The organism is Streptomyces sp. NPDC058195, from assembly GCF_042883525.1.
Classification (GTDB): Bacteria; Actinomycetota; Actinomycetes; order Streptomycetales; family Streptomycetaceae; genus Streptomyces.
The window spans coordinates 69,382-94,599 of record NZ_JBHVVM010000029.1 but is presented as its reverse complement, the minus strand read 5'-3'; the positions used below and the strand labels follow the sequence as shown (position 1 = coordinate 94,599).

Annotated in this window: 23 protein-coding genes and 2 tRNA genes; 11 read left to right on the top strand and 14 right to left on the bottom strand. The window is 70.6% G+C overall.

Translation table 11 applies throughout. The annotated features are described in order from the left end of the window. Positions 1–8: 8 nt before the first annotated feature. On the bottom strand, positions 9–824 hold the full coding sequence (locus ACFVWY_RS28990; protein ID WP_389877593.1) for an SOS response-associated peptidase: 816 nt from the start codon (positions 822–824) through the stop codon (positions 9–11). Positions 825–901: 77 nt separating this feature from the next. Between ACFVWY_RS28990 and ACFVWY_RS28985 the strand changes: the two genes are divergently transcribed. The 6 genes from ACFVWY_RS28985 (at position 902) to ACFVWY_RS28960 (ending at position 5,890) form a co-directional block, all read left to right on the top strand. Next, complete coding sequence (locus tag ACFVWY_RS28985; protein ID WP_389877592.1) at positions 902–1,615, top strand: M50 family metallopeptidase; 714 nt, start codon at positions 902–904, stop codon at positions 1,613–1,615. A gap of 106 nt (positions 1,616–1,721) precedes the next feature. Then, the gene (gene aroA, locus ACFVWY_RS28980; RefSeq protein WP_389877591.1) at positions 1,722–3,038 is read left to right on the top strand and encodes a 3-phosphoshikimate 1-carboxyvinyltransferase; all 1,317 of its coding nucleotides are present in this window, start codon (positions 1,722–1,724) and stop codon (positions 3,036–3,038) included. Between the two features lie 3 nt (positions 3,039–3,041). Beyond that, on the top strand, positions 3,042–4,058 hold the full coding sequence (rsgA, locus tag ACFVWY_RS28975) for a ribosome small subunit-dependent GTPase A (RefSeq protein ID WP_389877590.1): 1,017 nt from the start codon (positions 3,042–3,044) through the stop codon (positions 4,056–4,058). Between the two features lie 117 nt (positions 4,059–4,175). Further along, positions 4,176–4,499, top strand: coding sequence for a DMT family transporter (locus ACFVWY_RS28970; protein WP_389877588.1), 324 nt, complete (start codon positions 4,176–4,178; stop codon positions 4,497–4,499). 54 nt (positions 4,500–4,553) lie between these two features. Next, positions 4,554–5,354: a histidinol-phosphatase gene (gene hisN / locus ACFVWY_RS28965; protein ID WP_389877586.1), complete on the top strand. Its 801-nt coding sequence runs from the start codon at positions 4,554–4,556 to the stop codon at positions 5,352–5,354. Between the two features lie 122 nt (positions 5,355–5,476). Further along, positions 5,477–5,890 (top strand): cyclic nucleotide-binding/CBS domain-containing protein, encoded by a 414-nt coding sequence (locus ACFVWY_RS28960; protein WP_389877584.1) that lies wholly within the window; start codon positions 5,477–5,479, stop codon positions 5,888–5,890. Between the two features lie 96 nt (positions 5,891–5,986). Here ACFVWY_RS28960 and ACFVWY_RS28955 read toward each other — a convergent pair whose 3' ends face one another. Then, positions 5,987–7,438: a catalase gene (locus tag ACFVWY_RS28955; protein ID WP_389877582.1), complete on the bottom strand. Its 1,452-nt coding sequence runs from the start codon at positions 7,436–7,438 to the stop codon at positions 5,987–5,989. Between the two features lie 161 nt (positions 7,439–7,599). On the opposite strand from ACFVWY_RS28955, the gene ACFVWY_RS28950 reads away from it, so the two are divergent. Then, positions 7,600–8,022: a Fur family transcriptional regulator gene (locus tag ACFVWY_RS28950; RefSeq protein WP_389877581.1), complete on the top strand. Its 423-nt coding sequence runs from the start codon at positions 7,600–7,602 to the stop codon at positions 8,020–8,022. Between the two features lie 135 nt (positions 8,023–8,157). On the opposite strand, the gene ACFVWY_RS28945 is transcribed toward ACFVWY_RS28950, so the two are convergent. The 4 genes from ACFVWY_RS28945 to ACFVWY_RS28930 all read right to left on the bottom strand — a co-directional run bounded on the left by ACFVWY_RS28945 (position 8,158) and on the right by ACFVWY_RS28930 (position 13,690). Next, positions 8,158–8,231: transfer RNA gene (locus ACFVWY_RS28945), tRNA-Met, on the bottom strand. A gap of 110 nt (positions 8,232–8,341) precedes the next feature. Then, a complete protein-coding gene (locus tag ACFVWY_RS28940; protein ID WP_389877580.1) occupies positions 8,342–10,396 on the bottom strand; it encodes a tetratricopeptide repeat protein in 2,055 nt (684 codons plus the stop codon). Positions 10,397–10,609: 213 nt separating this feature from the next. After that, positions 10,610–10,683, bottom strand: a tRNA-Met gene (locus ACFVWY_RS28935). A 52-nt stretch (positions 10,684–10,735) separates the two neighbouring features. After that, a complete protein-coding gene (locus ACFVWY_RS28930) occupies positions 10,736–13,690 on the bottom strand; it encodes a UPF0182 family protein (RefSeq protein ID WP_389877629.1) in 2,955 nt (984 codons plus the stop codon). 137 nt (positions 13,691–13,827) lie between these two features. On the opposite strand from ACFVWY_RS28930, the gene ACFVWY_RS28925 reads away from it, so the two are divergent. Beyond that, entirely contained in the window at positions 13,828–14,388 is a 561-nt protein-coding gene (locus tag ACFVWY_RS28925; protein ID WP_389877579.1) for a PPA1309 family protein, read from the top strand. Between the two features lie 27 nt (positions 14,389–14,415). On the opposite strand, the gene ACFVWY_RS28920 is transcribed toward ACFVWY_RS28925, so the two are convergent. From ACFVWY_RS28920 to ACFVWY_RS28905, 4 genes are all read right to left on the bottom strand, one after another. Continuing rightward, the gene (locus ACFVWY_RS28920) at positions 14,416–15,504 is read right to left on the bottom strand and encodes a PDZ domain-containing protein (protein WP_389877578.1); all 1,089 of its coding nucleotides are present in this window, start codon (positions 15,502–15,504) and stop codon (positions 14,416–14,418) included. A gap of 158 nt (positions 15,505–15,662) precedes the next feature. Next, positions 15,663–15,833 carry a hypothetical protein gene (locus ACFVWY_RS28915; protein WP_389877577.1) on the bottom strand — a complete coding sequence of 57 codons (171 nt, stop codon included), beginning with the start codon at positions 15,831–15,833 and terminating at the stop codon, positions 15,663–15,665. Positions 15,834–15,961: 128 nt separating this feature from the next. Continuing rightward, on the bottom strand, positions 15,962–16,420 hold the full coding sequence (locus tag ACFVWY_RS28910; RefSeq protein ID WP_389877575.1) for a molybdenum cofactor biosynthesis protein MoaE: 459 nt from the start codon (positions 16,418–16,420) through the stop codon (positions 15,962–15,964). 116 nt (positions 16,421–16,536) lie between these two features. Further along, positions 16,537–17,679, bottom strand: a complete 1,143-nt coding sequence (locus ACFVWY_RS28905) for an SDR family oxidoreductase (RefSeq protein ID WP_389877574.1) — start codon at positions 17,677–17,679, stop codon at positions 16,537–16,539. 193 nt (positions 17,680–17,872) lie between these two features. Here ACFVWY_RS28905 and ACFVWY_RS28900 point away from each other — a divergent pair, with 193 nt between their 5' ends. Beyond that, positions 17,873–19,324, top strand: a complete 1,452-nt coding sequence (locus ACFVWY_RS28900) for a zinc-dependent metalloprotease (RefSeq protein WP_389877572.1) — start codon at positions 17,873–17,875, stop codon at positions 19,322–19,324. Further along, the gene (locus tag ACFVWY_RS28895) at positions 19,321–19,869 is read left to right on the top strand and encodes an NUDIX hydrolase (protein WP_389877571.1); all 549 of its coding nucleotides are present in this window, start codon (positions 19,321–19,323) and stop codon (positions 19,867–19,869) included. The genes ACFVWY_RS28900 and ACFVWY_RS28895 overlap by 4 nt, the downstream gene beginning before the upstream one ends. Positions 19,870–19,955: 86 nt before the next feature. Here ACFVWY_RS28895 and ACFVWY_RS28890 read toward each other — a convergent pair whose 3' ends face one another. The 4 genes from ACFVWY_RS28890 to ACFVWY_RS28875 all read right to left on the bottom strand — a co-directional run bounded on the left by ACFVWY_RS28890 (position 19,956) and on the right by ACFVWY_RS28875 (position 23,818). After that, a complete protein-coding gene (locus ACFVWY_RS28890) occupies positions 19,956–20,711 on the bottom strand; it encodes an AIM24 family protein (protein WP_389877569.1) in 756 nt (251 codons plus the stop codon). A gap of 19 nt (positions 20,712–20,730) precedes the next feature. Further along, positions 20,731–21,411, bottom strand: a complete 681-nt coding sequence (locus ACFVWY_RS28885; protein ID WP_389877567.1) for an AIM24 family protein — start codon at positions 21,409–21,411, stop codon at positions 20,731–20,733. Between the two features lie 11 nt (positions 21,412–21,422). Then, positions 21,423–23,087, bottom strand: coding sequence for a TerD family protein (locus ACFVWY_RS28880; RefSeq protein WP_389877566.1), 1,665 nt, complete (start codon positions 23,085–23,087; stop codon positions 21,423–21,425). A 107-nt stretch (positions 23,088–23,194) separates the two neighbouring features. Further along, entirely contained in the window at positions 23,195–23,818 is a 624-nt protein-coding gene (locus tag ACFVWY_RS28875) for a M48 family metallopeptidase (RefSeq protein WP_389877564.1), read from the bottom strand. Positions 23,819–24,070: 252 nt separating this feature from the next. Between ACFVWY_RS28875 and ACFVWY_RS28870 the strand changes: the two genes are divergently transcribed. Next, positions 24,071–25,216, top strand: a complete 1,146-nt coding sequence (locus ACFVWY_RS28870) for a ThiF family adenylyltransferase (protein ID WP_389877628.1) — start codon at positions 24,071–24,073, stop codon at positions 25,214–25,216. The last annotated feature ends 2 nt before the right edge of the window (positions 25,217–25,218 follow it).

Sequence of the window (25,218 nt, the reverse complement as noted above, 5' to 3'; positions counted from 1 at the left end):
CCGTGCCCTCAGAAGAGGGTGCCCATCTCCGGCGCGGCCAGTTCTTCCAGCAGTTCGGGCCCGTTGTTGCGGACGTTGCTGACGGCGGTGGCCACCGGGTAGGCCCGCATCAGCCCGGCGGGCGGCGGCGTGAGCAGCGACCGCAGCTCGTCGACGTCGGTGCGCGCGGGGTCGAGCCAGGCGTCCCAGCGGTCCGGGGTCAGCATCAGCGGCATCCGGGGGTGGATGTCGGCGAGCGTGGCCGGGCCCTCGGCGGGAGCGACGGCGAGCGGGGTGGTCTCGGCCTCGGTCGTGATCACCGAGCAGGTCGCCCACCAGGCCAGCGGGTGGTCGTCCGGGAGGGTCCGGTCGCGCCAGAACTCGTACAGTCCGGCCATCGCGAAGACCGAGCCGTCGGCGGGTGTCACGAAATACGGCTGCTTGCGCGGGCGCTTGCGCTTCCCCTTCTCCTCCAGGTGCCGCTCGTCGGCGCCGGTGACCCACTCGTAGTAGCCATCGGCGGGCAGGACGCAGCGCCGGGAGACGAAGGGGCGGCGGAAGGACGGCTTCTCGTGGACGGTCTCCGCGCGGGCGTTGATCATCCGGGCGGCGCCTTCCGGCGACTTGGCCCAGGACGGCACGAGCCCCCACTTCAGTACGCGCATCTGGCGAACCGGACGCCGGTCCTCTGCGTCCTTCAAAGGACGCTCCAGCACGGCGTAGACCTCCTTGGTGGGGGCCACGTTCCAATCGGGTGCCAGGCTCTCGGCCGGTTCCCACTTCTCGACCTGGAAAAGTCCGGTCAGGTCCTCGGGCCGCCGACTCGCTGCATACCGTCCGCACATAAGTGCCAGACTGCCACGACCGTCGCACCGGCAGGACGCCGATACCGCAAGCCGAACCACGAGGAGCCGCCCGCGTCATGGACAGCACCGATCTGGGCAATCTCTGGGACCGGGTCTTCGGCACCCAGCCGGCCCCCGAGCAGTGGCTGGTGGTGGTGACCGGCACGCTCGCGCTGATCGCCGTCGTGCCGAACCCGCTGTGGCGGCTGGCCCGCAACGCGATCACCATCGCGCACGAGGGCGGGCACGGGCTGATCGCGCTCCTCACCGGGCGGCAGCTCTCCGGCATCCGGCTGCACTCGGACACCAGCGGGCTGACCGTCAGCCGCGGCAGACCGACCGGTATCGGGATGGTCCTGACCGCCGCCGCGGGCTACACCGCCCCGCCGCTGCTGGGGCTCGGCGGCGCGTGGCTGCTGACCGAGGGCCGGATCACCCTGCTGCTGTGGGTGGCCACCGCGCTGCTCGCGGCGATGCTGGTGATGATCCGCAATGTGTACGGGGCGCTGACGGTGATCCTCACCGGCTCCGCCTTCCTGCTGGTGTCCTGGCTGGCGTCGCCGGACTGGCAGGCGTTCTTCGCGTACACCGTGGTCTGGTTCCTGCTGCTCGGCGGGGTGCGCCCGGCTTTCGAGCTCCAGTCGAAGCGGCGGTACGGCGGGGCGCCGGACTCCGACGCGGACCAGCTGTCGCGGCTGACGGACGTGCCGGCCGCGCTCTGGCTCTTCCTCTTCCACGCGGTGTCGCTCTGCTCGCTGATCGGCGGCGGGCGCTGGCTGCTCGGGCTCTGAACGGACACGGGCGTCCTCCACGGACGCCACGACGCCGTGACCGTGGCCCGTTCCCTTCGCTTTTGTTCAGGATTAGGCATGGTGGGTAGCCACTAAGGTAAGGACCATGACCGAGAGTTCCGCGCACCCTGCCCTCTGGCCCGCCCCGCACGCGACCGGGGCCGTCGACGCGACGGTCACCGTCCCCGGATCGAAATCGGTCACCAACCGCGCGCTCGTCCTCGCCGCGCTCGCCGCCGAGCCGGGCTGGCTGCGCCGCCCGCTGCGCTCCCGCGACACGCTGCTGATGGCCGAGGCGCTGCGCTCGATGGGCGTCGGCATCGAGGAGGGTGTCGGGCCGGACGGCACCGGCGAGGCCTGGCGGGTCATCCCGGCCGGACTGCACGGCCCCACCACGGTCGATGTCGGCAACGCCGGTACGGTGATGCGCTTCCTTCCGCCGGTCGCGGCCCTCGCCGACGGCCCGGTCCGCTTCGACGGCGACCCGCGCGCGTACGAGCGCCCGCTGACCGGTGTGATCGAGGCGCTGCGGACGCTCGGCGCCCGGATCGACGACGAGGGGCGCGGCTCGCTGCCGATGACGGTGCACGGCAGCGGGGCGCTGGACGGGGGCGCGGTGGAGATCGACGCCTCCTCGTCCTCGCAGTTCGTCTCGGCGCTGCTGCTGTCGGCACCGCGCTTCAACCAGGGCGTCGAGGTCCGCCACACCGGCGGACGGCTCCCCTCCATGCCGCACATCCGGATGACCGTCGACATGCTGCGGGCCGTCGGCGCGCAGGTCGACGAGCCGGAGACGGGCGGCGAGCCGAACGTCTGGCGGGTCACGCACTCCGCCCTGCTCGGCCGTGACCTGACCATCGAGCCCGACCTCTCCAACGCCCAGCCCTTCCTCGCGGCCGCGCTGGTCACCGGCGGCCGGGTCACCATCCCCGACTGGCCCGAGCGCACCACTCAGCCGGGCGACGCGCTGCGGGAGATCTTCACGGCGATGGGCGGCAGCTGCGAGCTGACCGAGCGCGGCCTCACCCTCACCGGTTCCGGCCGCGTCCACGGCATCGACGTCGACCTCGGCGAGGTCGGCGAGCTGACCCCGGTCATCGCCGCGGTCGCCGCGCTCGCCGACTCGCCGTCCACCCTGAGCGGAGTCGCCCACCTGCGGCTGCACGAGACGGACCGGCTGGCCGCACTCACCAAGGAGATCAACGAGCTCGGCGGCGATGTCACCGAGACCGCCGACGGCCTCCACATCCGGCCCCGCCCGCTGCGCGGCGGTACCTTCCATACATACGACGACCACCGGATGGCGACCGCCGGGTCGGTCATCGGCCTGGCCGTACCCGGAGTGGAGATCGAGAACGTGGCGACAACCGCCAAGACCCTGCCGGACTTCCCGCAGATGTGGACCGGAATGCTCGGGGCCTGAGACATGCGCCGCTACGGCAAGCACACCGACGAGGACGACGTCCGGGTCCGCCCCAACCGCAAGGGCAACCGGCCCCGTACCCACACCCGCCCCAAGCACGAGGACGCCGAGGAGGGCATGGTCCTCACCGTGGACCGGGGCCGCCTCACCTGCCTCGTCGACGACCGTACGATCGTCGCGATGAAGGCCCGCGAGCTGGGCCGGAAGGCCGCCGTGGTGGGCGACCGGGTCTCGCTCGTCGGAGACCTCTCCGGCGACAAGGACACCCTCGCCCGGATCGTGCGCATCAGTGAGCGCCGCTCGGTGCTGCGCCGGACGGCGGACGACGACGATCCGTACGAGCGGGTCGTCGTCGCCAACGCCGACCAGCTGGCCATCGTCACCGCGCTCGCCGATCCGGAACCCCGCCCGCGGATGATCGACCGCTGTCTGGTCGCCGCGTACGACGGCGGGCTCTCCCCGCTCCTGGTGCTCACCAAGTCCGACCTGGCCTCCCCGGACAAGCTGCTGGAGGCGTACATCCCGCTGGGCGTCCCGTACGTGGTGACCAGCCGCGAGGAGCTGGAGAACGGCGACGCGGCCGACCGGGTCCGCGAACAGCTCAACGACCGGGTCACCGCCTTCGTCGGGCACTCCGGCGTCGGCAAGACCACCCTGGTCAACGCCCTGGTGCCGAAGGACCGGCGGCGTACGACGGGTGTGGTCAACGCGGTCACCGGCCGCGGCCGGCACACCACCACCTCGGCCCTGGCGCTGCCGCTGCCCGACGACCGGGGCTGGGTGATCGACACCCCCGGCGTGCGTTCCTTCGGGCTCAACCACATCGACCCGTCCCGGGTGATCCACGCCTTCCCGGACCTGGAGCCCGGCGCCGGGGAATGCCCGCGCGGCTGCACCCACGACAGCCGCCAACCGGAATGCGCCCTGGACGCCTGGGTCGCGGACGGCCACGCCGATCCGGCCCGGCTGGACTCGCTGCGCAGACTGCTGGCCACCCGGGAACGGCGCGAGGGTGACTGATCCGATCGCGTTTGCGATCCACTCCAGCAGGTAAATTCATCATCACACTCAGCGCGATCACATTCGGCGTGATCACACGACGTGGCAAGGCGGCCACCGGTCGGGAGGGCAGGGACGATGGCGTGGTTGCTGGTCGTGGTCGCAGGGCTCCTGGAAACCGGTTTCGCCGTCTGTCTGAAGCTCTCGCACGGCTTCACCCGGCTCTGGCCGACCATCGCGTTCGCCGTCTTCGCGCTCGGCAGCTTCGGTCTGCTGACGCTGTCGCTGAAGAAGCTCGACGTGGGGCCCGCCTATGCCGTGTGGACCGGCATCGGCGCGGCGGGCACCGCGATCTACGGCATGGTCTTCCTGGATGACGTGGTCTCCACGCTCAAGCTGGTCTCGATCTCCCTGGTCGTCCTCGGGGTGATCGGCCTCCAGCTCTCGGGCTCCTCGCACTGACGGCGCCGACACGGTCGTGTAGCCCTGTTCACCTGCGGTCGATACTGTGACGGCATGCCCGATTACCACGATGACCTGCGCCTTGCCCATGTGCTGGCGGACGCCGCCGACGCGGCGACGATGGACCGGTTCAAGGCGCTCGACCTCAAGGTCGAGACCAAGCCGGACATGACGCCGGTGACCGAGGCCGACAAGGCCGCCGAGGAGATCATCCGAGGCCACCTCCACCGGGCCCGCCCGCGCGACGCGATCCTGGGCGAGGAGTTCGGGATCGAGGGCACCGGCCCCCGGCGCTGGGTCATCGACCCGATCGACGGCACCAAGAACTACGTACGCGGCGTGCCGGTCTGGGCGACGCTGATCTCGCTGATGGAAGAGGGCGAGGGCGGTTTCCAGCCGGTCGTCGGCGTGGTGTCCGCGCCCGCGCTGAACCGGCGCTGGTGGGCCGCGAAGGGGGCGGGCGCGTACACCGGCCGCAGCCTGACCTCCGCCACCCGGCTCGGGGTGTCCGGGGTGGAGCGGATCGCGGACGCGTCCTTCGCGTACGCCTCGCTGAGCGGCTGGGAGGAGCAGGGGCGCCTCGACGGGTTCCTCGATCTGACCAGGGCCTGCTGGCGCACCCGCGGGTACGGGGACTTCTGGCCGTACATGATGGTCGCCGAGGGTTCGGTGGACATCTGCGCGGAGCCGGAGCTGTCGCTCTGGGACATGGCCGCCAACGCCATCGTCGTCCAGGAGGCGGGCGGGACGTTCACCAGCCTGGACGGGGTACCGGGTCCGGGCGGCGGCAACGCGGCGGCGTCCAACGGACTGCTCCACCACGAGCTGCTCGGCTATCTGAACCAGCGCTACTGACCGCCGCGCCCCGGGGCGGGACGCGGTTGTTCCGCCCCGGTATCGGTGCGACGCTGGGACTCCCAGGGCCCTTGAGCAGGTGCATCCGCCCGCGCGGCCGTCCGCCGAGGAGGTGGCCCGCCATGCTCGTCCGTGACGCCATGAGCACGCTGGTCCTCACCGTCCGCTCCACCGATACGCTCCGCCTCGCCGCCCGGCTGATGTCGCGGCACCGCGTCGGAGCCGTGGTCGCCCTCGGCACGGACGAGGACGGCGGGGAACGCGTCCTTGGCATCCTCACCGAGCGGGACGTCCTCGACGCGGTCGGCTCCGGCCTGGACCCGGGCGCCGAGCCCGCCAGCGCCCACACCACCACCGAGGTGGTCTGCGCCGCGCCCGCCTGGCCCCTGGAGCGGGCCGCGGAGGCCATGACGCGAGGCGGCTTCCGCCACTTGATCGTGCTGGACGGCCACCGCCCCGTGGGCATCGTCTCGCTCCGCGACATCCTGCGCTGCTGGGCCCCGTCCGGCCGCCATCACGCGGACCTCGGCGGCTGACCCGGCGAACCCGGCCCGGAGCCGCCGGGAGAACGGCCGGTGGGCCGGTCCCCTCCGAGGAGGAGACCGGCCCACCGTCGACGGCAGCCGCCCGGATCAGCCGCGCAGGGCCTGGACCGCGGCCTCCAGACGCTTGCCGAAGTCACCGTCCGCCTGGCGGAAGTTGCTGATCGCGCGCTCGGCGATGTCGTCGCGCGACACCTTGGCGATGAACCCGGCGAGGTTCTCCACCAGCCGCGCCTTCTCCTCCTCGGAGAACAGCCGGTAGAGGTTCCCCGCCTGCACGAAGTCGTTGTCCTCGGCGTGGGTCGCCGCCGCGTGCGTGTGCACGTCTCCGCTGACGGGAGTGGCCTCCCACAGCGGACGGCCGGTCTCGAACGGGCCGCCGAAGCTGTTCGGCTCGTAGTTCTTCGCACCCTTGTGACGGCCGTCGTAGAGGAAGCCGTCACGGCTGTTCGTACGCGCCTCGGTGGCGTGCGGGCGGTTCACCGGCAGGTGGTCGGCGTTGATGCCGACGCGGTAGCGGTGGGCGTCGCCGTACGCGAACAGGCGGCCCTGGAGCATCTTGTCCGGGGACGGGCCGATGCCCGGCACGAAGTGCGCGGGGCTGAAGATCGACTGCTCGACCTCGGCGAAGATGTTCTCCGGGTTGCGGTTGAGCTCAAGCTTCCCGATCTCGACCGGCGGGTAGTCCTCGTGCGGCCACACCTTGGTGAGGTCGAACGGGTTGAAGCGGTACGTGGCCGCCTCGGCCGCCGGCATGATCTGGACCTGCACCGTCCAGCTCGGGAATTCGCCGCGCTCGATGGCCTCGCGCAGGTCGCGCTGGTGGCTGTCGGGGTCCTCACCGGCGAGCTTGTTGGCCTCGGCCTGGGTGAGGTTCTTGATGCCCTGGTCGGTCTTGAAGTGGTACTTGACCCAGAAGACCTCGCCCGCCTCGTTGCTCCACTGGTACGTGTGCGAGCCGTAGCCGTTCATGTGACGGTACGAGGCCGGGATGCCCCGGTCACCGAAGAGCCAGGTCACCTGGTGCGTCGACTCCGGCGACAGCCCCCAGAAGTCCCAGACGTTGTCCGCCTCCTGCGAGCCGCTGTACGGGTCGCGCTTCTGGGTGTGGATGAAGTCGGGGAACTTGATGGCGTCCTGGATGAAGAACACCGGGGTGTTGTTGCCGACGAGGTCGTAGTTGCCCTCCTCGGTGTAGAACTTCAGCGCGAAGCCACGGGGGTCACGCACCGCGTCGGCCGCACCGAGGTTGCCCGCCACGGTCGAGAAGCGGAGGAAGGTCTCCGTCTGCTTGCCGACCTCCGAGAGGAACTTCGCCCGCGTCCACTGCGAGACGTCCCGGGTCAGCGTGAACGTGCCGTACGCACCGGCGCCCCGGGCGTGCACGATGCGCTCCGGAATGCGCTCGCGGTTGAAGTGCGCGAGCTTCTCCAGCAGCGACTGGTCCTGCACCAGGACCGGACCGCCGACGCCCGCGGTCTGGCTGTTCTGGTTGTCGGCGACCGGCGCGCCGGCCTCCGTGGTGAGCGGTCCCTGCGTCACGTGCGCCTCCTGCGTCGTTCCTGCACATTCGTCATGTCGTGCACAGCCTGTCCCTTGGCGTATGCCGCTGCCGATCCTACAATGGACAAAGTCCAAGTCAAGCGAAAGTCCAAATTCACACCTGTTCGGGACACGGTCCCTCGACTGTTAGGCTTACCCCTATGAGTGACCTGTTGGAACGACTTCGGAACCGCGGATGGCGCATGACCGCGCAGCGCCGCGTCGTGGCCGAGGTTCTCGACGGGGACCATGTGCACCTGACGGCGGACGAGGTCCACGCACGGGCCGTGACGAAGCTGCCCGAGATCTCCCGCGCCACCGTGTACAACACGCTGGGCGAGATGGTGACGCTCGGCGAGGTCATCGAAGTCTCCACAGACCGCCGCGCCAAGCGGTACGACCCGAACGCGCACCGGCCCCACCACCACCTGGTCTGCGCCCGCTGCGGCACGATCCGCGACGTGCACCCGGCCGGTGACCCGATGGCGGACCTGCCGAGCGACGAGCGCTTCGGGTTCTCGGTCTCCGGAGTCGAGGTGACCTACCGGGGCATCTGCCCGAGCTGCGCGGCCACCACCGCCTGACCACATCGCCACGAGAAGGGCCCCGGCACGCGATCCCGCGCGCCGGGGCCCTTCTCGTGCACTCACCCGCGGAAGACTCCGCACACTCACATGCAGAAGGCCGGACCCTGTAAAGGATCCGGCCTTCTGTTTCAGTAGCGGGGACAGGATTTGAACCTGCGACCTCTGGGTTATGAGCCCAGCGAGCTACCGAGCTGCTCCACCCCGCGTCGTTGTGTTTAGAACTGTACGTCACCGCTCCGGACCAGCGCAAATCAATGAAGCGCGCACCGCCCGGAGGGCGTCCGGCCCCGTTCGGCCGGACGCCCTCCGGGCCCTGCTACGCGGTCAGCTCCTGGTGCAGCGCCTCCCGCAGCCGGGCGGCGCGCTCGGCGACCTCCGCGGGGCCCAGCTCGACCGCCCGCGCGCACCAGCGCTGCCCCTCGGTGAGCTCGCCGCGCCGGGCGGCCAGCAGGGCGAGGCGCAGCGCGGCCCGGCCGTGGCCGTCGTTCGCCGCCCGGCTCCACCAGAGCGCGGCCTCGGGTTCGCTGCCCTCGCGGGCCAGCAGCAGCCCGAGGTTGAAGGCGCCGTTGCGGCTGCCCGCCTCGGCGGCCTCGCGGTACCAGCGGGCGGCGCTGTCCATGTCGCCGCGGGCCGCCGCGAGCATCCCGACCCGGACCTGGGCACGGCGGTGCCCCTGCTCGGCGGCCCGCTCGTACCACTCCTCGCACTCGGTCTTCTCGGGCATCGGTTCGCCGAGGGCGGGCGGGCCGTGCGGCGGCTGACGCGAGTCCAGCACTCCGGCCAGCCGGAAGGCCGCCTCCGCGCTGCCGCCACCGGCCGCGCACCGCAGATGCCGCTCGGCCTCCTGCTCCTCGCCCTGGTGCAGGAGAGCCATGCCGACCTGGAGGGCGGCCTCGGTGTGCCCGGCCGCCGCGGCACGCTCGTACCAGACCAGCGCCATGCGGTCCTCGTCCCGCCCGGAGTAGAGGATGCCGAGGTTGAACGCCGCGTCCACGCTGCCCGCCTCGGCCGCCTTGGAGAACCAGGGCTCGGCGCCGGTCGCGTCGTCCGCCTGGAGCAGGAGCACGGCCAGCGCGTTGGCGGCCTCGCGGTGGCCCGCGTACGCGGCGCGGCGGTACCACTGCTCGGCCTGCGGTGTGCGGTCCTGGGCGGCGCAGAGCAGGCCCAGGTTGTAGGCGCCGTTGACATCGCCCGCGTCCATGGCGGCGCGGTACCAGCGCTCAGCGGTCTGCTGTTCGCCACGGGCGGCGTGGAGGGCGCCCAGCGCGTTGGCGGCGTTGCCGTCGCCCTCCTGGGCGGCGCGCAGCCACCAGACGGCGGCGCTCTCCTCGTCGCCCGCGTCCCGCAGCAGGAAGCCGAGCGCACAGGCGGCGCGCGCCTCGCCCGCCTTCGCGGAGATGAGGTACCAGCGGCCAGCCTCCTTGGGCTCACCGCGCTGTTCGAGGATGGCGCCGAGGTGCAGGGCGGCCCGGCGGTGACCGCGCGCGGCGGCCTGCCGGTACCATTGCTCGGCCTCGCCCGCGCGCCCGGTCACCGTCCCCTTCGACGGGCGGTCCACCGTGCGCCCGGCACCCCGGCCGAAGCCGTCGGAGCCCGAGCGGGGGCGGCCGAAGACATCGTGCGGGTCGTCGTCGGGGCAGCGGTCCAGCAGGCGGGCGAGGCGGTACGCGGCCTCTCGGTGCCCCTGCTCGGCCGCCGCGCGCAGCCAGCGCTCGGCGCCGACGTCTCCCCGGTGCTCCAGCAAGTCGGCCAGGGCGTACGCGCCCAGGGCGTGGCCCTGCTCGGCGGACTGCCGCAGCCAGTACTCGGCGCCGGGCTCGTCGCCGCGCTCGCGGTAGTGGCGGCCCAGCGCGTGCGCGGCGGCGGCGGAGCCCGCGACGGCGGCGACGCGCCACCAGCCGGCCGCGTCGTCGACGTAGCCGCGCTGGTGGAGAAGGACGCCCAGATTGTTGGCCGCGGCCCGGTCCCCCTCGGCGGTGGCCCCGCGCAGATACGGCTCCGCTCCGTCCAGGTCGCCGCGGCGCAGCAGCAGGGCGCCGAGGACGCTCATCGACCCGGGGTCTCCGGCGTCGGCGGCGCGGCGGTGCCGTGCCTCGCTCTCGGCGCTCTCCGGGCTCTCGGTGCTCTCCGCACGCCCGGCCTCTTCGTTCCCCGTGTTCTCGGCGGTCGCGGCACACCCCGCAGTCTCGGCGGTCTCGGTCGCCCTGATGATCCCAGGTGTCCTGGGTGTCTCACCTACGTCGGTGGTCTCTTTGTCCCTCACGGCGGGACTACCAAAAGCCGCATGAGACGCGCTACCGGTCAGATAGCTGCGTCGCTGTACAAACCGCCCCGTCTCCAACAGAGTTGCCCTGTCCCCCATAAATACCATCGTCGCACCACCTGCAACCCGCGTACACCCGGTATAGCGCGGCCAGTGAGGTCACTTCAGCGTTTTGTCGACATGCCCACAGAGAGATAAGTCAAACACGTTCAGTCTCAACTCGTGCCCCGCGAAGCACACTTCACTCACCCTGCACAAGAAAGTCGTCACGGCACGACGAAGGCCCGGATCCTCGAAAGGATCCGGGCCTTGGTCTTTCAGTAGCGGGGACAGGATTTGAACCTGCGACCTCTGGGTTATGAGCCCAGCGAGCTACCGAGCTGCTCCACCCCGCGTCGTTGTGTTGCAACCGTACCACGACGCGAGGTGGAGCTTTTACCGGGTTACTCAGCCACCGCTGTCGCTTCCGGCCGGTTCGTCCTTCTTCTTGCCGGAATCGCTCACGGAGTCCGTGCTCTTCGACCCGTCCTTCTCGCTGCCCGGCTTGGGCTGGGCGGCCGCCGCACGCTCAAGCGCGTTCTGGAGATCCGCCTGGGCCTTGCCGTAGGCGGTCCAGTCCTGCTTCTTCAGGGCCGCCTCGCCCTCCGCGTAGGCCTTCTGCGCGTCCGCGATCGCCTGCTTCAGCGCCGCGTCGCCGGTGGCCGGCGGCTGCGTGGTGTCACCCGGGGGCCGGGTGCCGGTCGGCGGCTCGGTGGTGCCGGAGTCCGTCACCCCGAAGACCGCGTTGAGCGCCTCCCCGAGACTGTTCTCGAAGACGGTCTTCGATCCGTACGAAGCGGCCACCTTGCGCAGCAGCGGGTAGTTCTGCGTGCCACCGCGCGTGTACACCGGCTCGATGTAGAGGAAGCCCCCTTCGAGCGGAACGGTCAGCAGGTTGCCGTACTCGATGTCGGAGTCGGTTCCCTTCAGGTTCCGCACGAACTCGGCGACGTCGTCGTTGCCGTTGAGCTCACTCTGTACCTGGCCTGGGCCCTTCACCGTGGTGGTGACCCTCAGGAGCCTTATCGTGCCGTAGTCCTTGCTGGCCGCGTCCGCGTCCACCGCCATGAACGCCCCGAGGTCGGGCCGCCCCTTGGGGGTGAAGGTCGTCGTCAGCGAGAACTTCTGGGCCGTCTGGTCCGGCATCTTTATGCTCAGGTAGTACGGCGGGACGGCACCGGAGTCCTTGTTGGTCGGGTCGTCCGGGACCTGCCAGGCGTCACTGCCGCTGTAGAACTGCGCGGGGCTGGTGACGTGGTACCGGGTGAGCAGCTCGCGCTGCACCTTGAACAGGTCCTGCGGGTAGCGCAGGTGGTCCACGAGTTCCTGCGGGATGTCCGCCCGGGACTCCACGGTCCCCGGGAACGCCTTGCGCCAGGTCTTCAGCACCGGGTCCTTGGTGTCCCACTCGTAGAGCTTGACCGTGCCGTCGTACGCGTCGACGGTGGCCTTCACCGAGTTGCGGATGTAGTTGACCTGGTTCTGCTGGGCGACCACCGCGCGCTGGTTGGTGGTCAGCGAGTCGGCCGTGGTGTCACCGAGCGTCGTACGCGAGGCGTACGGGTAGCCGTTGGTGGTGGTGTACGCGTCGACGACCCACTGGATGCGGCCCTTCACCACGGCCGGGTAGGCGTCGCCGTCGATGGTCAGCCACGGGGCGACCGCCTCCACCCGCTCCTTGGGCGTGCGGTTGTAGAGAATCCGCGAGCCCTCGCCGATGGCCCCCGAGTAGAGGATCTGCGGCTCGCTGAACGAGACGGCGTACGCGGCGCGGTTGAAGGCGTTGGAGAGACTGACCCCGCTGTCACCCTTGTAACTGGTGGTCTTCTCGCCGTCCTCCTCGTAGTCGAGCTCCTTCTGGGGCCCGCCGACGATGGAGTACTGCTCGGTCTTCTCGCCGTAGTAGATCCGCTGCTCGTACGTACCGAGCTCGCCGGTGGTCGGCAGGCCGGACTCGGTGAAGTCCGGGGAACCCTTCGGGTTCTTGCCGGTCGTCGTCCCGCGGGCCGCGATGGCACCGTAGCCGTGGGTGTAGGTGAAGTGGTCGTTGATCCAGTTGCGCTTGGGGATGCCGTCGAGGTTGAGCTCGCGCAGACCGATGACCGTGTCCTGGTCCTTGCCCTCGGCGTCCTTGTAGCGGTCGACGTCCAGCGTCTTGGGGAACTGGTAGTAGTTCCTCTTCTGCTGGAGCTGCTGGAAGGCCGGGGAGACGACGTTGGGGTCCATCACCCGGTAGCTGGCGGCTTCGTTCGCACTCGCCCGCAGCTTGGCGTCGTCGTCCGTCGTGCTCTTGCCCGAGTAGTCCTGGACCTGTGCCCGGTCGATGTCGTACGCGTCACGCGTCGCATCGATGTTCTTCCGGATGAACGGGGCTTCCTTGGCCTGCTCGTTCGGCTGGACCTGGAACTTCTGCACGATCGCCGGGTACAGCCCGCCGATCAGGATCGCGGAGAGCACCATCAGGCCGAAGCCGATCACCGGGAGCTGCCAGGTGCGGCGCCAGAGCGTCGCGAAGAACAGCACGGCGCAGATCGCGGCGATGCAGAACAGGATGGTCTTCGCCGGGAGGTAGGCGTTGGCGTCGACGTACCGCAGGCCCGTCCAGTTGTCCGTGGCCTTGAAGTCGCTGGACTTCACGGCCAGGCCGTAGCGGTCGAGCCAGTAGGCCACGGCCTTCAGCGAGACGAAGACACCGAGCAGCACCGACAGGTGGCCGGTGGCCGCGCCGGTCGCCCGCGCGCCGGGGCTGGTGACACGCAGCCCGCCGTACAGGTAGTGGGTCATCGCGGCGGCGATCAGCGAGAGCACCGTGGCCGCGAAGCCGAAGCCGAGCAGGAAGCGGTACCAGGGCAGGTCGAAGGCGTAGAAGGACACGTCCAGATGGAACTGGGGGTCCTTCTGCCCGAACGCCACCCCGTTCACGTACATCAGCCAGGTACGCCACTGGCCGGAGGCGGATGCTCCGGCGATCAGGCCGACGAGCGCGGTGATCGCGAGCAGCGCCCACTTCTTGTGCGGGGCCAGGCTCATGCGGTAGCGGTCCAGGCTCTGCTGCTCCAGGGACATCGCGCTCAGCGGCGGCCTGAGCCGGTGCGCGAGCCAGATGTTCAGGCCGACGGCGAAAGCCATCAGCAGTCCGAAGACGAGGAACAGCCCGATCTTGGTCCACAAGGTGGTGGTGAAGACGGACGAATAATCGACCGACCGGTACCACAACCAGTCCGTCCAGAACCCGGCGAACATGACGAACGCCATGGCGAGAACCGCCAGGACGCCCAGTGTCATGAGCAGGGTACGGGCACGCCGGGACGGGCGGCCGACTCTGATCCGTGGCCCGGTCGGGCCTCCGCCGCGGTCCGGCATCTGGAAAGCCAAGGTGCGCACCTCGAAGTTCGCGGGTCGTTGTAAAGCGGGCCCAGCGATCGTAGAGCCCACCTATGCAACTTACTGACGCTTTACCTAGTTCCCGGTTCCGGGGGCGAAGGAGGCAGGATATTGCCATGTCCAACCTCTCCCCCTCAGGCCCTCCGATGGCCGCGAGCCCGCTCACTGTGGCCGTGCTCGAAATCGACGAGTACATCTCCGGCCTCGGCTGGGACCAGCCCGCCCGGCTCTTCGCCCTGGTCGACACCGCCCGGCTGCGCCGCCAGGAGCCCGCTCTCGCCACCCAGCTCGGCCTGGACGGCCCCGAGGCCCCGGCCGCCGCACTGACCCCCATCGAACAGGACGAGCTGCCGCCGGGCACCGCCCTGGACGAGTTCCTCGCCACGATCGCCTGGCCGGACGCGGTGGCGGGCTGCGCGATGTCGGTGGAGCGGCTGATGCTGCCGCCGTCCGCCGAGTCCTCCGTGCCCGAAGGGCTCAATGACGCGCAGCTGACCAAGTGGGTGGCCAAGCACCCGGAGCGTCAGGAGGTGCGGATGACCGTGGCGGTCCTCCGGGACGGCACCCGCGAGTCGGCCGTACGGCTGCGTGCGAAGGACACCCCGAGCGAGGTGCGGACCGGCGCCGGGCTGGTGCCCGGACTGGCCGACGCGCTGGCCGCCACGTTCGAGTCCTGACCCGTCCCCGCTCCGCGGGGGACACGGTCAGCCCGCCGAACAGCTCGGCAGACCGGCCGTGTCCCCCGCCTCGATCTTCTCCAGCGACTTCTTCGCGTCGCCGATGGTCTTCACCTTCACCAGCGTGAGCCCGCCCGGGGTGTCGGAGGCGGCGGCCGCGCAGTTCTCCTCCGGCGTCAGGAAGTACTTCGCACCGGCGTCGCGCGCGCCGACCAGCTTCATGGTGATGCCGCCGATCGGGCCGACCTTGCCCTTGTCGTCCATCGTGCCGGTGCCCGCGACGAACGTGCCGCCGGTGAGGTTGCCGGGCGTCAGCTTGTCGATGATGCCCAGCGAGAACATCAGACCGGCGCTCGGGCCGCCGACATCGGCCAGCTTGATGTCGATCCGGAACGGGAAGGTGTGGTCCGTCCCGGCCTGGATGCCGACGATCGCGCGCTTCTCCTTGGGGGCCTTCACCGTCGTGATGACGACCTCCCGGCTGCCCTTGGGCTCCTTGCCGGCCTTCTCCGCCGCCTGAGCCGTGCGCGCCGGAATGATCGTGAACGTGACCTTCTCGCCGGGGTCGCGGCGCGTGACGAGCTTGGCGACGTCCTCCGGCTGCTTCACGGGCTCGCCGTCCACCTGCTTGATCACATCGCCCGCGTGCAGCTTGCCCTGCGCGGGGCTGCCCTTGACGACCGTGGAGACCACGACGCGCGACGTCACCGGGATGCCCAGCTCGTTCAGGGCGGCGACCTTGGCGCTCTCCTGGGACTGGCTGAACTCCTCGGCGTTCTCCTGCGTCGACTCCTGCTCGGTCTTGCCGTCCGGGTACAGGGTGTCGTGCGGTACGACCAGGCTGTCGTGCGCCAGCCAGCCGTAGATGGCCTCGACGAGATTCATGTCGTAGTCGGCACCGGTGACCCTGACCGTCGTCATATTGAGATGCCCCGAAGCCGGATATGTCTTGTGCCCGGAAATCTGCAGGACGGGTTCGCCGCCGACCTTGCCGAGGGTGTTCACGGTCGGACCGGGGGACATCTCCGAGTACGGCACTTTGATCAGCACGCCGGCGCAGAGCAGCGCGATGAGGATCAGCGTGGAGGCGAGCATCGTCGCGGTGCGGCGTGGCATGGAACGACAGTACGGGAAGGGTCTGTCAGTGCACCGCCGGGGCCGGTCCGTACGGACGGGGCACCGGGCGGAGACCGGCACGGGGACGTCTCGGCGGCCGGGGCCGGGCCGGGACAAGCGGCAGCGCGGATTGGCGACTGCGTACGCGCCCGGAAACGTCAGACGACGTCGGAACCGGAATGCGATTTCTCCATCGCCTCACGGAACCGGGCATAGCCGGCGAGTTCGGAGACATCGCCGGTGGTTCGATTCCGGGCGGCCCAGCTTCCCCATATCGCGGAACCGAGCGCAGCGAAAAGCGGAATCATCAACCAGGCAAGCGCTGCCATTACGACCTCCCTACCCATGAGCGACCGCAACTGACCGATCAGCAGATTAACCGTCTGGAGAATCAACGCTTACGGCAGGGGTGGGGTTACGCAAATCGGACCGGACGGACGCACTTCCGGGCTTGCGGTCAGCAGGCGCCGACCCATTCCTCGGTGCCGTCGGAGAAGCGCTGGTGCTTCCAGATCGGGACCTCGTGCTTGAGGTCGTCGATGAGCCTGCGGCAGGCCGCGAACGCCTCGGCACGGTGCGGACAGGAGACCGCGACGATCACGGCGAGATCGCCCACCTGGAGGTCACCCACCCGGTGGACCGCCGCCAGCGCCCGGACCGGGAAGTCCGCGACGACCTTCTCGGCCACCCGGCGCATCTCGTCCCGCGCCGAGGGGTGACACGAATAGCCGAGCCCGCCGACGTCCTGGCCCCCGTCGTGGTTGCGCACCGTGCCGACGAAGAATGCCGTGCCACCCGCCGCGTCGTCCCCCACGGCCCGGAAGACCTCGTCGAGGGAGAGCGGGGTGTCACGGATCTCCAGCAGCCGGACGGGGGCGTCCGCCGCCTGTTCGCCGGGGTGGTCGGTGGGTGCCATGGGGCCCATGGTGCCGCACCGCGGCGCCGGGGCGGAATAGCGGTTTCCACCGGCGGGCCGCTCCTGGCCTTGGAGCCTCCTACAGAAGACCCCGGCGCGGCGCGGCCTCGCAGCCCTCACATACGACGGCGGGCCTTGCGGGCGCGGCGGACCAGCGCGGCGGTGCCGAGCAGGGCCACGGTCGCCCCGGCGGCGCCCGCCGCGGTGGCGTCCTTGCGGCCGAGACGGCGCCCTGCGACCGTGTGCCTGCCCTCGACCTCCTCCAGCAGCGCGCCGAGCACCTCCTCGTTGGTCCAGCTCGGACGCCACCCCACGTCGTGCAGCCGGCTCACGCTGACCACCCAGGGATGCATCGTGTACGCCAGGTCACCGGCCGGGGACGGCGTGAGGCCGATCCGGTGCAGCCGGGCGGCGGCACCCAGGGCCACCGCGGAGGGCAGCTCCATCCGCCGGACGCCGCTGAGCTCCTCGACCTCCTCCTGTTCCAGCCAGCCGTCGCAGCCGACCGCGAACTCCCCGTCGATCTTCTCCAGCGCCGCGTACTCCAGGGCTGCGACCAGGTCCTCGACATGGCAGAACTGCCAGGTCGGACGGGATCCGGCGACGACAAGGAGGCGCGGTGACTCGAAGTAGCGGGTCAGCGCGGTGTCCGTGCCTCCCACCAGGACGGTGGGCCGGACCACGGTCACGTTGAGTCCCGGGTGGGCGCGGGGCGCGCGGCGGCCGAGCCGTTCGATCTCCAGCAGGTCGCCGACGCCGGTGGCTTCCGCCGTGGCACGCAGCTCGGCGTCCTCGGAAAGCGGGATGTCGTTGTCGGGCAGCGCCCCGTAGACCATCGCCGAGGTGCACAGCACGACCCGGTGCACACCGACGGCGGCCGCCGCGGTCAGCACGGTCTGGGTGCCGCGCACGTTGTACGCCGTGCGGGCGGCCGGGTCGGTCTCCAGGTCGAGATCGAGCGCGAGGTGCACCACGACGTCTGCGCCGCGCAGCTTCTCCGCGATGGCGGGATCCCGTACGTCGAGGATGTGCCAGGTCGCCTCCGAGACCTCGCCACGGCGCTCGTCGATGGCGATGACCTGCTTGATCTCCTCGGAGGCGGCGAGGCGCGCGGTGAGCAGCTCGCCCACGCCGCTCGCGGCCCCGGTGACCGCGACCACGGGGCCACGGTTCCTGGAACGGCTCTTTTCCGGTTTCTTCTCAGTCGAGGGAGCGGACAGGTTTCGCGCTGCGCGAACCTGAGGATCTGGGGAACTCACCAGGCATCTCCAGCGGTTGTCTTCAGTACGTACCCGAATGACGCGTGCGTACCAGGTGGCGTCCATCCTGCCGCAGGCCGGGAGCAGGCGGAGCACTGAGGCCCTGCGCGGGCTTTTGGTGTCTACGCTGGATGGTGATGTCGGGCAGCCGCCGTCGGTTCGAACCGGCGGCCCTACGAGCCGAGGAAACCCCGTGAGTGACACCCCATTCGGATTCGGCCTTCCGCCGGAGGAGCCGGACAACGGCGACGAGGGCAAGGAGAAGGACCCCACCGGAGGTGGGCAGGGCTCGGGCGGGCCGGCGAACCCGTTCGGCTTCGGGCCGGGCGCGGGCGGGGAGAACCCGTTCGCGGCGATGTTCGGTTCGATGAACCCCAACGACCTGGGCGCCGCCTTCCAGCAGCTCGGCCAGATGCTGAGCTATGAGGGCGGCCCGGTGAACTGGGACATGGCCAAGCAGATCGCCCGCCAGACGGTCTCGCAGGGCACGCCGGACGGCACGAAGGACGCCAGCGTGGGCCCGTCGGAGCGCTCCGCGGTCGACGAGGCGCTGCGCCTGGCCGATCTCTGGCTGGACGGTGTGACGTCCCTGCCCTCTGGTTCGGTCTCGACGGTGGCGTGGAGCCGCGCGGAGTGGGTCGAAGCCTCCCTGCCCGCCTGGCAGAAGCTGGTCGACCCGGTCGCGGAGCGTGTCGGCCTCGCGATGGGCGACGTGCTGCCCGAGGAGATGCAGGCGATGGCGGGCCCGCTGATCGGCATGATGCGGTCGATGGGCGGCGCGATGTTCGGCCAGCAGATCGGGCAGGCCGTCGGCGTGCTGGCGGGCGAGGTAGTCGGCTCGACCGACATCGGCCTGCCGCTGGGCCCGGCGGGCAAGGCGGCGCTGCTGCCGCTGAACGTGGAGCGGTTCGGCAAGGACCTCAGCGTGCCGCAGGACGAGGTGCGGCTGTACCTGGCGCTGCGCGAGGCAGCGCACCAGCGCCTCTTCGCCCACGTCCCGTGGCTGCGCTCGCATCTGTTCGGCGCCGTCGAAGGCTACGCGCGCGGCATCAAGGTCGACACCAGCAAGCTGGAGGACGTGGTCGGCCAGTTCGACCCCTCGCAGCCCGAGCAGCTCCAGGACGCCCTTCAGCAGGGCATGTTCCAGCCGGAGGACACTCCGGAGCAGAAAGCCGCCCTGGCCCGTCTGGAGACGGCTCTCGCGCTGGTCGAGGGCTGGGTGGACGCCGTGGTGCACGAGGCCGCGAAGTCCCGTCTGACCTCGGCGGACGCGCTGCGCGAAACGATGCGCAGGCGCCGCGCCTCCGGCGGTCCGGCGGAGCAGACCTTCGCCACGCTCATCGGCCTGCAGCTGCGCCCGCGGCGGCTGCGTGACGCGTCCCGGCTGTGGGCCTCCCTCACCGACGCGCGCGGTCTCGACGGGCGCGACGCCCTGTGGGAGCACCCCGACATGCTGCCGACCGCCCAGGACCTGGACGACCCGGACGGCTTCGTCCACCACGAGCAGCTGGACTTCTCCGAGCTGGACAAGATGCTCGGCGAGGCCGCCAAGGACCCGCGCGAGCCCGGCGCGGGCGGCGGGGGCACGCCCGGCACCGGAGAGGCCGAGGACGGCGAGGGCGGCAAGGACGACACCGGCCGGTGAGCCTCCACGACGACGCCGTGCTCGTACTGAAGGGGTACGACCACCCGGCGGATCCGGCCCAGGCGGGGCTGCGCCAGGTCTACCTCGACCACCTGGCACGGCATCCCGACGGCATGTGGAAGTCCTGCGGGGCGGGCCACCTCACGGCCAGTGCCCTGGTCATCGACCCCGAGCGGGAGCGGGTGCTCCTCACCCTCCACCGCAAGCTGCGGATGTGGCTGCAGATGGGCGGGCACTGCGAGCCCCAGGACGCCTCGCTCGCCGCTGCCGCGCTGCGGGAGGCGACGGAGGAGTCCGGCATCCCCGGCCTGACCCTGCTCGGGAGCGGTCCGGTCACGCTGGACCGTCACCCGATCCCCGCTCCCTGCCACTGGCATCTGGACGTGCAGTACGCGGCACTGGCCCCCGTCGGCTCGACGGAGCGGATCAGCGACGAATCGCTGGACCTGCGCTGGTTCGGGTACGACGAGGTCGCCTCAGTGGCCGACACCTCCGTCGTGCGGCTGCTGGAGCGCACCCGCACCGCGCTGGCAGAGCGCCGCTAGCGGCACAGGGGGCCTGGGCATGGCTGAGGGGCGGTCTTGGCGAAGACCGCCCCTCAGCCGTGGTGTGCGTGCCGGTGTCCGGTGGCTCAGTTCCAGGCGTTGTTCTGGTTCTGGCCGTGGGCGCCCTGCTGTCCCATGCCGTACTGGGCCCGGATGCCCTGGCCGGTGTCGTGGCTCTGCGGGGGCAGCACCTCGCTCGGCTGGACCAGGGCGAAACCCTGCCCGAGGAAACTGAGCTCCCAGCCCTCGCCGGTGTTGCCACGGCGCCGCCAGACGCCCGAGGAATGGGTCTGGGCCTGCATCTGCACCCGCAGCGAGCTGGACCAGGCGACGATCGCGTCGGCGTCGGCGTTGACGTACTTGTCGGGTGTGACCTGCATCATCAGCGGCTGGCCCGAGGTCATCAGCGCGACCTTGCCGGTGCCGGTGATGCTGAGCTGGTACTTCCCGGTGCCCGAGATGCCGTACTGGCTGTCCACCGCGATGACCTCGGTGTGCAGCGCGGAGTCCAGCGCCAGGACGTAGGCGCTGTCCACGGTGATGCCATCGTGGTCGACGTCCACGATGTGGATGTACTGCGCCAGGTTGGCGAAGTAGATGGTGCCCTGGCCGGAGCACCGCATCAGTTCGAGCCCCTCGCCGGTGTGCGCGCGGGCGCGGCGCTGCCCCTGCGACTGGTACTCGCCGTCGAACTCCATCAGGCCCTGGTACGCGACCATGGCGCCCTTACGGGCGAGGATGTCGTCGTGGCCGGTCAGCGAGACCCGCAGGAGCTGCGGGTTCTGGATCGTGTACCGATCCTGGGACTGCTGTTCGGTGTAGCTGAAAAGCGGACTCTGCATGGTGTGTTCCCCTCCCCCGTCAGTTCCGGATCTGCAGACGGTCGGTGCTGTCCTCGCTCGGCTGGACGACGACGGTGCCCTGGCCGGAGAACGCCATCTGGTACGCCTCGCCGCTGCCCCGCCCGATGAGCGAGGACGCCTTGAAGCTGCGCTTGCCCTTCACCTTGAGGTTCGGGGACCAGGCCACCAGCGCGTCCGGGTCGACATAGGTCTCGTCCTCGCCACGTCCGCAGTCGACGACGATGGGGGTGCCGCGCGATGTGATGGCGACCCAGCCCGTGCCGGAGATACAGACGTTCCACAGGCCCTGTCCGGCGAACTTGGCGAGGCCCTTGACCCGCTCGACGCCCCAGGTGAGGTGGGCGTCGAAGGCGAGGATGTTGGTTCCGTTGACCGAGAGGGAGTCGTTGTTGAGGTTGATGACGACCACATCGGCGCCGTAGTCGGCGAGGTAGAGCAGGCCGTCACCGGAGCACTTCATGATCGGCGCACCCTCGCCAGTGATCCACTGGGAGGCGACCTGCCGGACAGCGGGCGGGTTGGGTTCGTACTGGATGAAGCCCTCGTAGGCGACCATCGAGCCGGTCCGTGCGTAGAGGTCCTGGCCGGAGGCCATGGCGACCTTGAGCATCGTGTGGCCGTGGTTCTCCATCCGGGCGGTCACGGGGGTCGGGGCGTAGCCCGCGAGCTGCTGGTTCATGACGGGCTCCCTCAGACCTCGTAGGGCTGGACAACGATGAAATTCCCGGGAGCGCCCCGGAACTGGAGGTTCACGGTCTCCCCGCTGTGACCGGGATACGCGTTGCGGCGCAGCCGGACCTGGCTGGAGATGATCACCTGGGACGCGGAGGACCAGGCCACGACGGCGTTGCAGTCGGCGAAGGTGGTCGGTGTGACGGGCAGCACGACGGGGACGCCGCGGGTCTTGACGACGACCGTGCCGGTGCCCTGGAACTGCATGGTGAACAGAGCGCCGCCGGGGATGCCGTGACCCTCGACCCTGCGGACTTCGTACTGAAGACTCTCGTCGAAGGCGAGGACGTTCTCCGCCGAGATGCAGATCCCGTCGCCCTGGAGCTCGATGGGGTGCAGGTGGGAGCCTTCCTCGGCGAGGAAGACCTGTCCACGGCCGGTGCAGCGCATCAGCTGCATCTCCTGGCCGGTGGCGTTGCCGACGATACGGCCGACGAAGCCTGCGCCCTTGTAGCCGAAGTCGACCTTGCCCTGGTACATCACCATGCTGCCCTGGCGGGCGAGCACGGGCGTGCCGCCCATGCCGAGGTCGACCCGCATGAGCTGCTGGTTCTGCGGGGTCCAGCGCTGGCCGTTGTCCGTCTCCTTGTAGAGCTGGAGGGCCGCCTGGAGACCGGCGCCGGCCTGCGGCACCCCCTGGGGAACGCCCTGGGGCATGCCGGGAGGCTGCTGCCCGAACGGGGCGGCAGGCGGCTGGCCGTAGGGGGCCGCGGGCGGCTGACCGTAGGGACCGGGGGGCTGCTGCCCGAACGGGGCGGCGGGCGGTGCCTGGCCGGGGACCTGCCCGAACTGCGGCTGCTGGGGCGGCTGTCCCGGCTGCCCGTAGGGCGCGGGGGCAGGAGGCGGCACCGGACCGCCGGGCGGTGCCAGCGGCGCCGCCATCGTCGGCGCCGCGTGCATCTGCTGCGGTGCCACGGGAGCCGGGGGCGGGGCGGTGGGAAGCTGGGCGGCCGGAGCACCGAAGGCGGGGGCCGGAGCAGGCGCCGGAGCAGGGGCGGCGGGAGCACCGAAGGACGGGGCCGGTGCCGGTGCGGACGCCTGGGCGGGCGGGGCGAACGACGGGGCCGCCTGCGGCTGCGGCGCCGCGGGCTCCTCCTCAGCGACCTCACCGCCGAAGTTCTTCAGCAGCGCTTCGAGACCGCCGTCGAAGCCCTGGCCGACCGCGGCGAAGCGCCAGACGTCCTTCAGATAGAAGTCGCCCAGCATCACCGCGCGCTCGGTACTGAACTCCGTGCCGGTGAAGGCGTACCTGACGACCTCTTCGCCGCCCGCGACGATCCGGATGTAGCCGGGGCCGATCTGGGACATCTGCCCGGCCCCGTCGATCGTCGCGGTGAACGACAGCTTGTGGATGCTGGCCGGGATGCGGTCCAGGGTGACGCGGAACGACTCGGTGTCACCGGCCTGGGAGCCGAGGAGCTGAATGGACTCCTCGGGCGATTTGGGCTGATTGAAGAAGATGAAGTAGCGGTCGTCGGAGAGCTGCTCATGGGCGTCGAGACCGAAGCAGCTGATGTCGAAGGTCAGTCCCTGGCCGGCGATCTGCACACCTACGTACAGATCCGTCCCTGATGTGAGATCGCTGATCCTGGCCTTGTGGCCGCGTTGGAATTCCCTGGCCATGCGTAACGACCGTCCCCCATCCCGAAGGTGAATGCGTCGCGCCAGGCTAACCGCAAACTCTGACATCGAGCCAAGCCGGTACAGACCCGGTACAGAATCGGCAGGTGTCACTCATCGCGTGCGGCGGGCAGGTGCGGCAGCCGGTCGGCGGCGACCACGCCCTCCAGGTAACCGCGTGCCCGCTCGGTGCGGGGGTACGCCTCCAGCAGCCGCCAGAAGCTGGGACCGTGCCCGGGAACGAGCAGGTGGGCCAGCTCGTGGAGCAGTACGTAGTCGACGACGTATTCGGGCATGCCCTGCAATCGGTGCGAGAGGCGGATACTGCCCTCCGCCGGGGTGCAGGAGCCCCACCGGGTGTTCTGGTTGGTCACCCACCGCACCGACACAGGCCTGGCCCGGCCGTGAAAGTACTGGGCGGACAGCCGCTCGGCGCGCTCGGTCAGTTCGCTGTCGCCGAAGATCCGTTTGCTCTCCTGCGCCGCGAGCTTGTCGAGCATCACGCCCACCCAGCGCCGCTCCTCGGCCTCCGACATCCGGGCCGGGATGAGCACGATGGTGCGGTCGCCCTCCCGGTACGCGGAGACCGTTCTGCGGCGGCGGTCGCTCCGGCGGACCTCGACCGCGCTCGCCACCGAGGCGCGGGGTGGACGGTCCACCGCGCCCCGCTGCTGGGTTCCGGCAGGGTGCGCGGGGGTCTCCCCGGCGATTCCGGGTGACGGGTCGGCGGGCACGCCACGACGTTACCCGGTGCCGGCGGGAGAAGTCCTGGCTCCGGACGGTTCGGGCTAGATCCACTCCCTCCCCGCACCATTTGAATGACTAATACCTCATACCTGTGGATAACTTTCCGCACGTTTCGGCCCGGGGCTGCATTCTGACAACGGGTTCCGCCAGGGTCCGAAGCTCGGCCCGCACGCGAGGACCACACAGAGATCACAATCGAGGCACGCAGACCGGGGGCAGCCGTGAATCCGACGTATCCGATGTATCCGATGCTGAAGCCCGCGCTGCGCCGTGCGTGGCGCAGCCGGGGCACCGTGCAGCTCGGGGTGACTCATGCCCATGCGGTGAAGTTCGGCCCGCTGGACATCACCACCGGCAGCTTCATGGAACTGCTCGACGGCACACGCGGGCTGCCGCTGCTGTACGAGGAGGCCCGCGCGTTGGGTCTGTCCGGCACTCAGGTGGACACGCTGGTGGGCAGGCTGGTGAACGCGGGCCTGATCGACGACGTACGGGCCGCTGGCGTGGAGGCCGATGTCCTGCGCAGTCGGCCCGGTGCGCTGGAGAGGCACCGCCCCGATCTGGCCTCGCTCTCCGTCGTCCATCCCGAACCGGGAGGCGGGATGCGGCGGCTGGCGGCCCGTCGGGCGATGCGGGTGCAGGTCCGGGGAGCAGGCCGGGTGGGGGCCGCGATCGCGGCGGTGCTGTCCGGGTCCGGGGTGGGCCGGGTGGAGGTGCTGGACGGAGGGCACGCCGAGCCGTCGGACGTCTCGCCAGGCGGGCTTCCGGCGACGGCCGTCGGGGAGCGCCGGGACACCGCCGCCCGGCAGCTGGTACGCAGATCCGCGCCGGGCACGGCACCCCGGGCCACGGAGGCGGCGGGGCCGCCGGGTGGTGGTGAGCCGGGACTCTCGCTGGTCGTGGTGGCCCCGCGCGACGGCTTCTCGGTGTACGTCCCCGATCCGCAGTCGGCCGAGCCGTGGATCTCGTCGGGTACTCCTCATCTCTATGCCGGAGTCATGGAGTCGACGGGGATCGTCGGGCCGTTGGTACTGCCCGGGGGCACGGCCTGCGCGCAGTGCATGGCGCTGGAGCGCGCGGCCCGGGATCCCGACTGGACCAGGATGCTGTCGCAGTGGCGGTCCGGACGGCGAACGGCGGTGCAGGCATGTGATCTGAGCCTGGCAACGGCGGTGGCGGGGCTGGCCGCCGCGCACGCGCTGTCCTTCCTGGACGGTGATCTGCCCGCGAGTACGGGAACCCGCTGGGAAGCGGCGATGCCGCTGCTGGACTGGCGGCCCGAGCGGTGGTCACCGCGCCTCGAATGTTCCTGCGGGGCGGCCGGGCACATTGCGGGGGATCGCTCCTCCGGTAGCGAGGCACGGCAGGACACAATGGCCGGGTAGCC

Bases quoted from the DNA above. Each gene is read 5' to 3' on its own strand.
- aroA (WP_389877591.1), top strand. From the start codon at position 1,722: ATGACCGAGAGTTCCGCGCACCCTGCCCTCTGGCCCGCCCCGCACGCG.
- ACFVWY_RS28920 (WP_389877578.1), bottom strand. From the start codon at position 15,504: ATGCCACGCCGCACCGCGACGATGCTCGCCTCCACGCTGATCCTCATC.
- hisN (WP_389877586.1), top strand. From the start codon at position 4,554: ATGCCCGATTACCACGATGACCTGCGCCTTGCCCATGTGCTGGCGGAC.
- ACFVWY_RS28970 (WP_389877588.1), top strand. From the start codon at position 4,176: ATGGCGTGGTTGCTGGTCGTGGTCGCAGGGCTCCTGGAAACCGGTTTC.
- ACFVWY_RS28880 (WP_389877566.1), bottom strand. From the start codon at position 23,087: ATGGCCAGGGAATTCCAACGCGGCCACAAGGCCAGGATCAGCGATCTC.
- ACFVWY_RS28885 (WP_389877567.1), bottom strand. From the start codon at position 21,411: ATGAACCAGCAGCTCGCGGGCTACGCCCCGACCCCCGTGACCGCCCGG.
- ACFVWY_RS28985 (WP_389877592.1), top strand. From the start codon at position 902: ATGGACAGCACCGATCTGGGCAATCTCTGGGACCGGGTCTTCGGCACC.
- ACFVWY_RS28870 (WP_389877628.1), top strand. From the start codon at position 24,071: ATGTATCCGATGCTGAAGCCCGCGCTGCGCCGTGCGTGGCGCAGCCGG.
- ACFVWY_RS28890 (WP_389877569.1), bottom strand. From the start codon at position 20,711: ATGCAGAGTCCGCTTTTCAGCTACACCGAACAGCAGTCCCAGGATCGG.
- ACFVWY_RS28910 (WP_389877575.1), bottom strand. From the start codon at position 16,420: ATGGCACCCACCGACCACCCCGGCGAACAGGCGGCGGACGCCCCCGTC.
- ACFVWY_RS28915 (WP_389877577.1), bottom strand. From the start codon at position 15,833: ATGGCAGCGCTTGCCTGGTTGATGATTCCGCTTTTCGCTGCGCTCGGT.
- ACFVWY_RS28960 (WP_389877584.1), top strand. From the start codon at position 5,477: ATGCTCGTCCGTGACGCCATGAGCACGCTGGTCCTCACCGTCCGCTCC.
- rsgA (WP_389877590.1), top strand. From the start codon at position 3,042: ATGCGCCGCTACGGCAAGCACACCGACGAGGACGACGTCCGGGTCCGC.
- ACFVWY_RS28930 (WP_389877629.1), bottom strand. From the start codon at position 13,690: ATGCCGGACCGCGGCGGAGGCCCGACCGGGCCACGGATCAGAGTCGGC.
- ACFVWY_RS28925 (WP_389877579.1), top strand. From the start codon at position 13,828: ATGTCCAACCTCTCCCCCTCAGGCCCTCCGATGGCCGCGAGCCCGCTC.
- ACFVWY_RS28940 (WP_389877580.1), bottom strand. From the start codon at position 10,396: ATGGTATTTATGGGGGACAGGGCAACTCTGTTGGAGACGGGGCGGTTT.
- ACFVWY_RS28950 (WP_389877581.1), top strand. From the start codon at position 7,600: ATGAGTGACCTGTTGGAACGACTTCGGAACCGCGGATGGCGCATGACC.
- ACFVWY_RS28990 (WP_389877593.1), bottom strand. From the start codon at position 824: ATGTGCGGACGGTATGCAGCGAGTCGGCGGCCCGAGGACCTGACCGGA.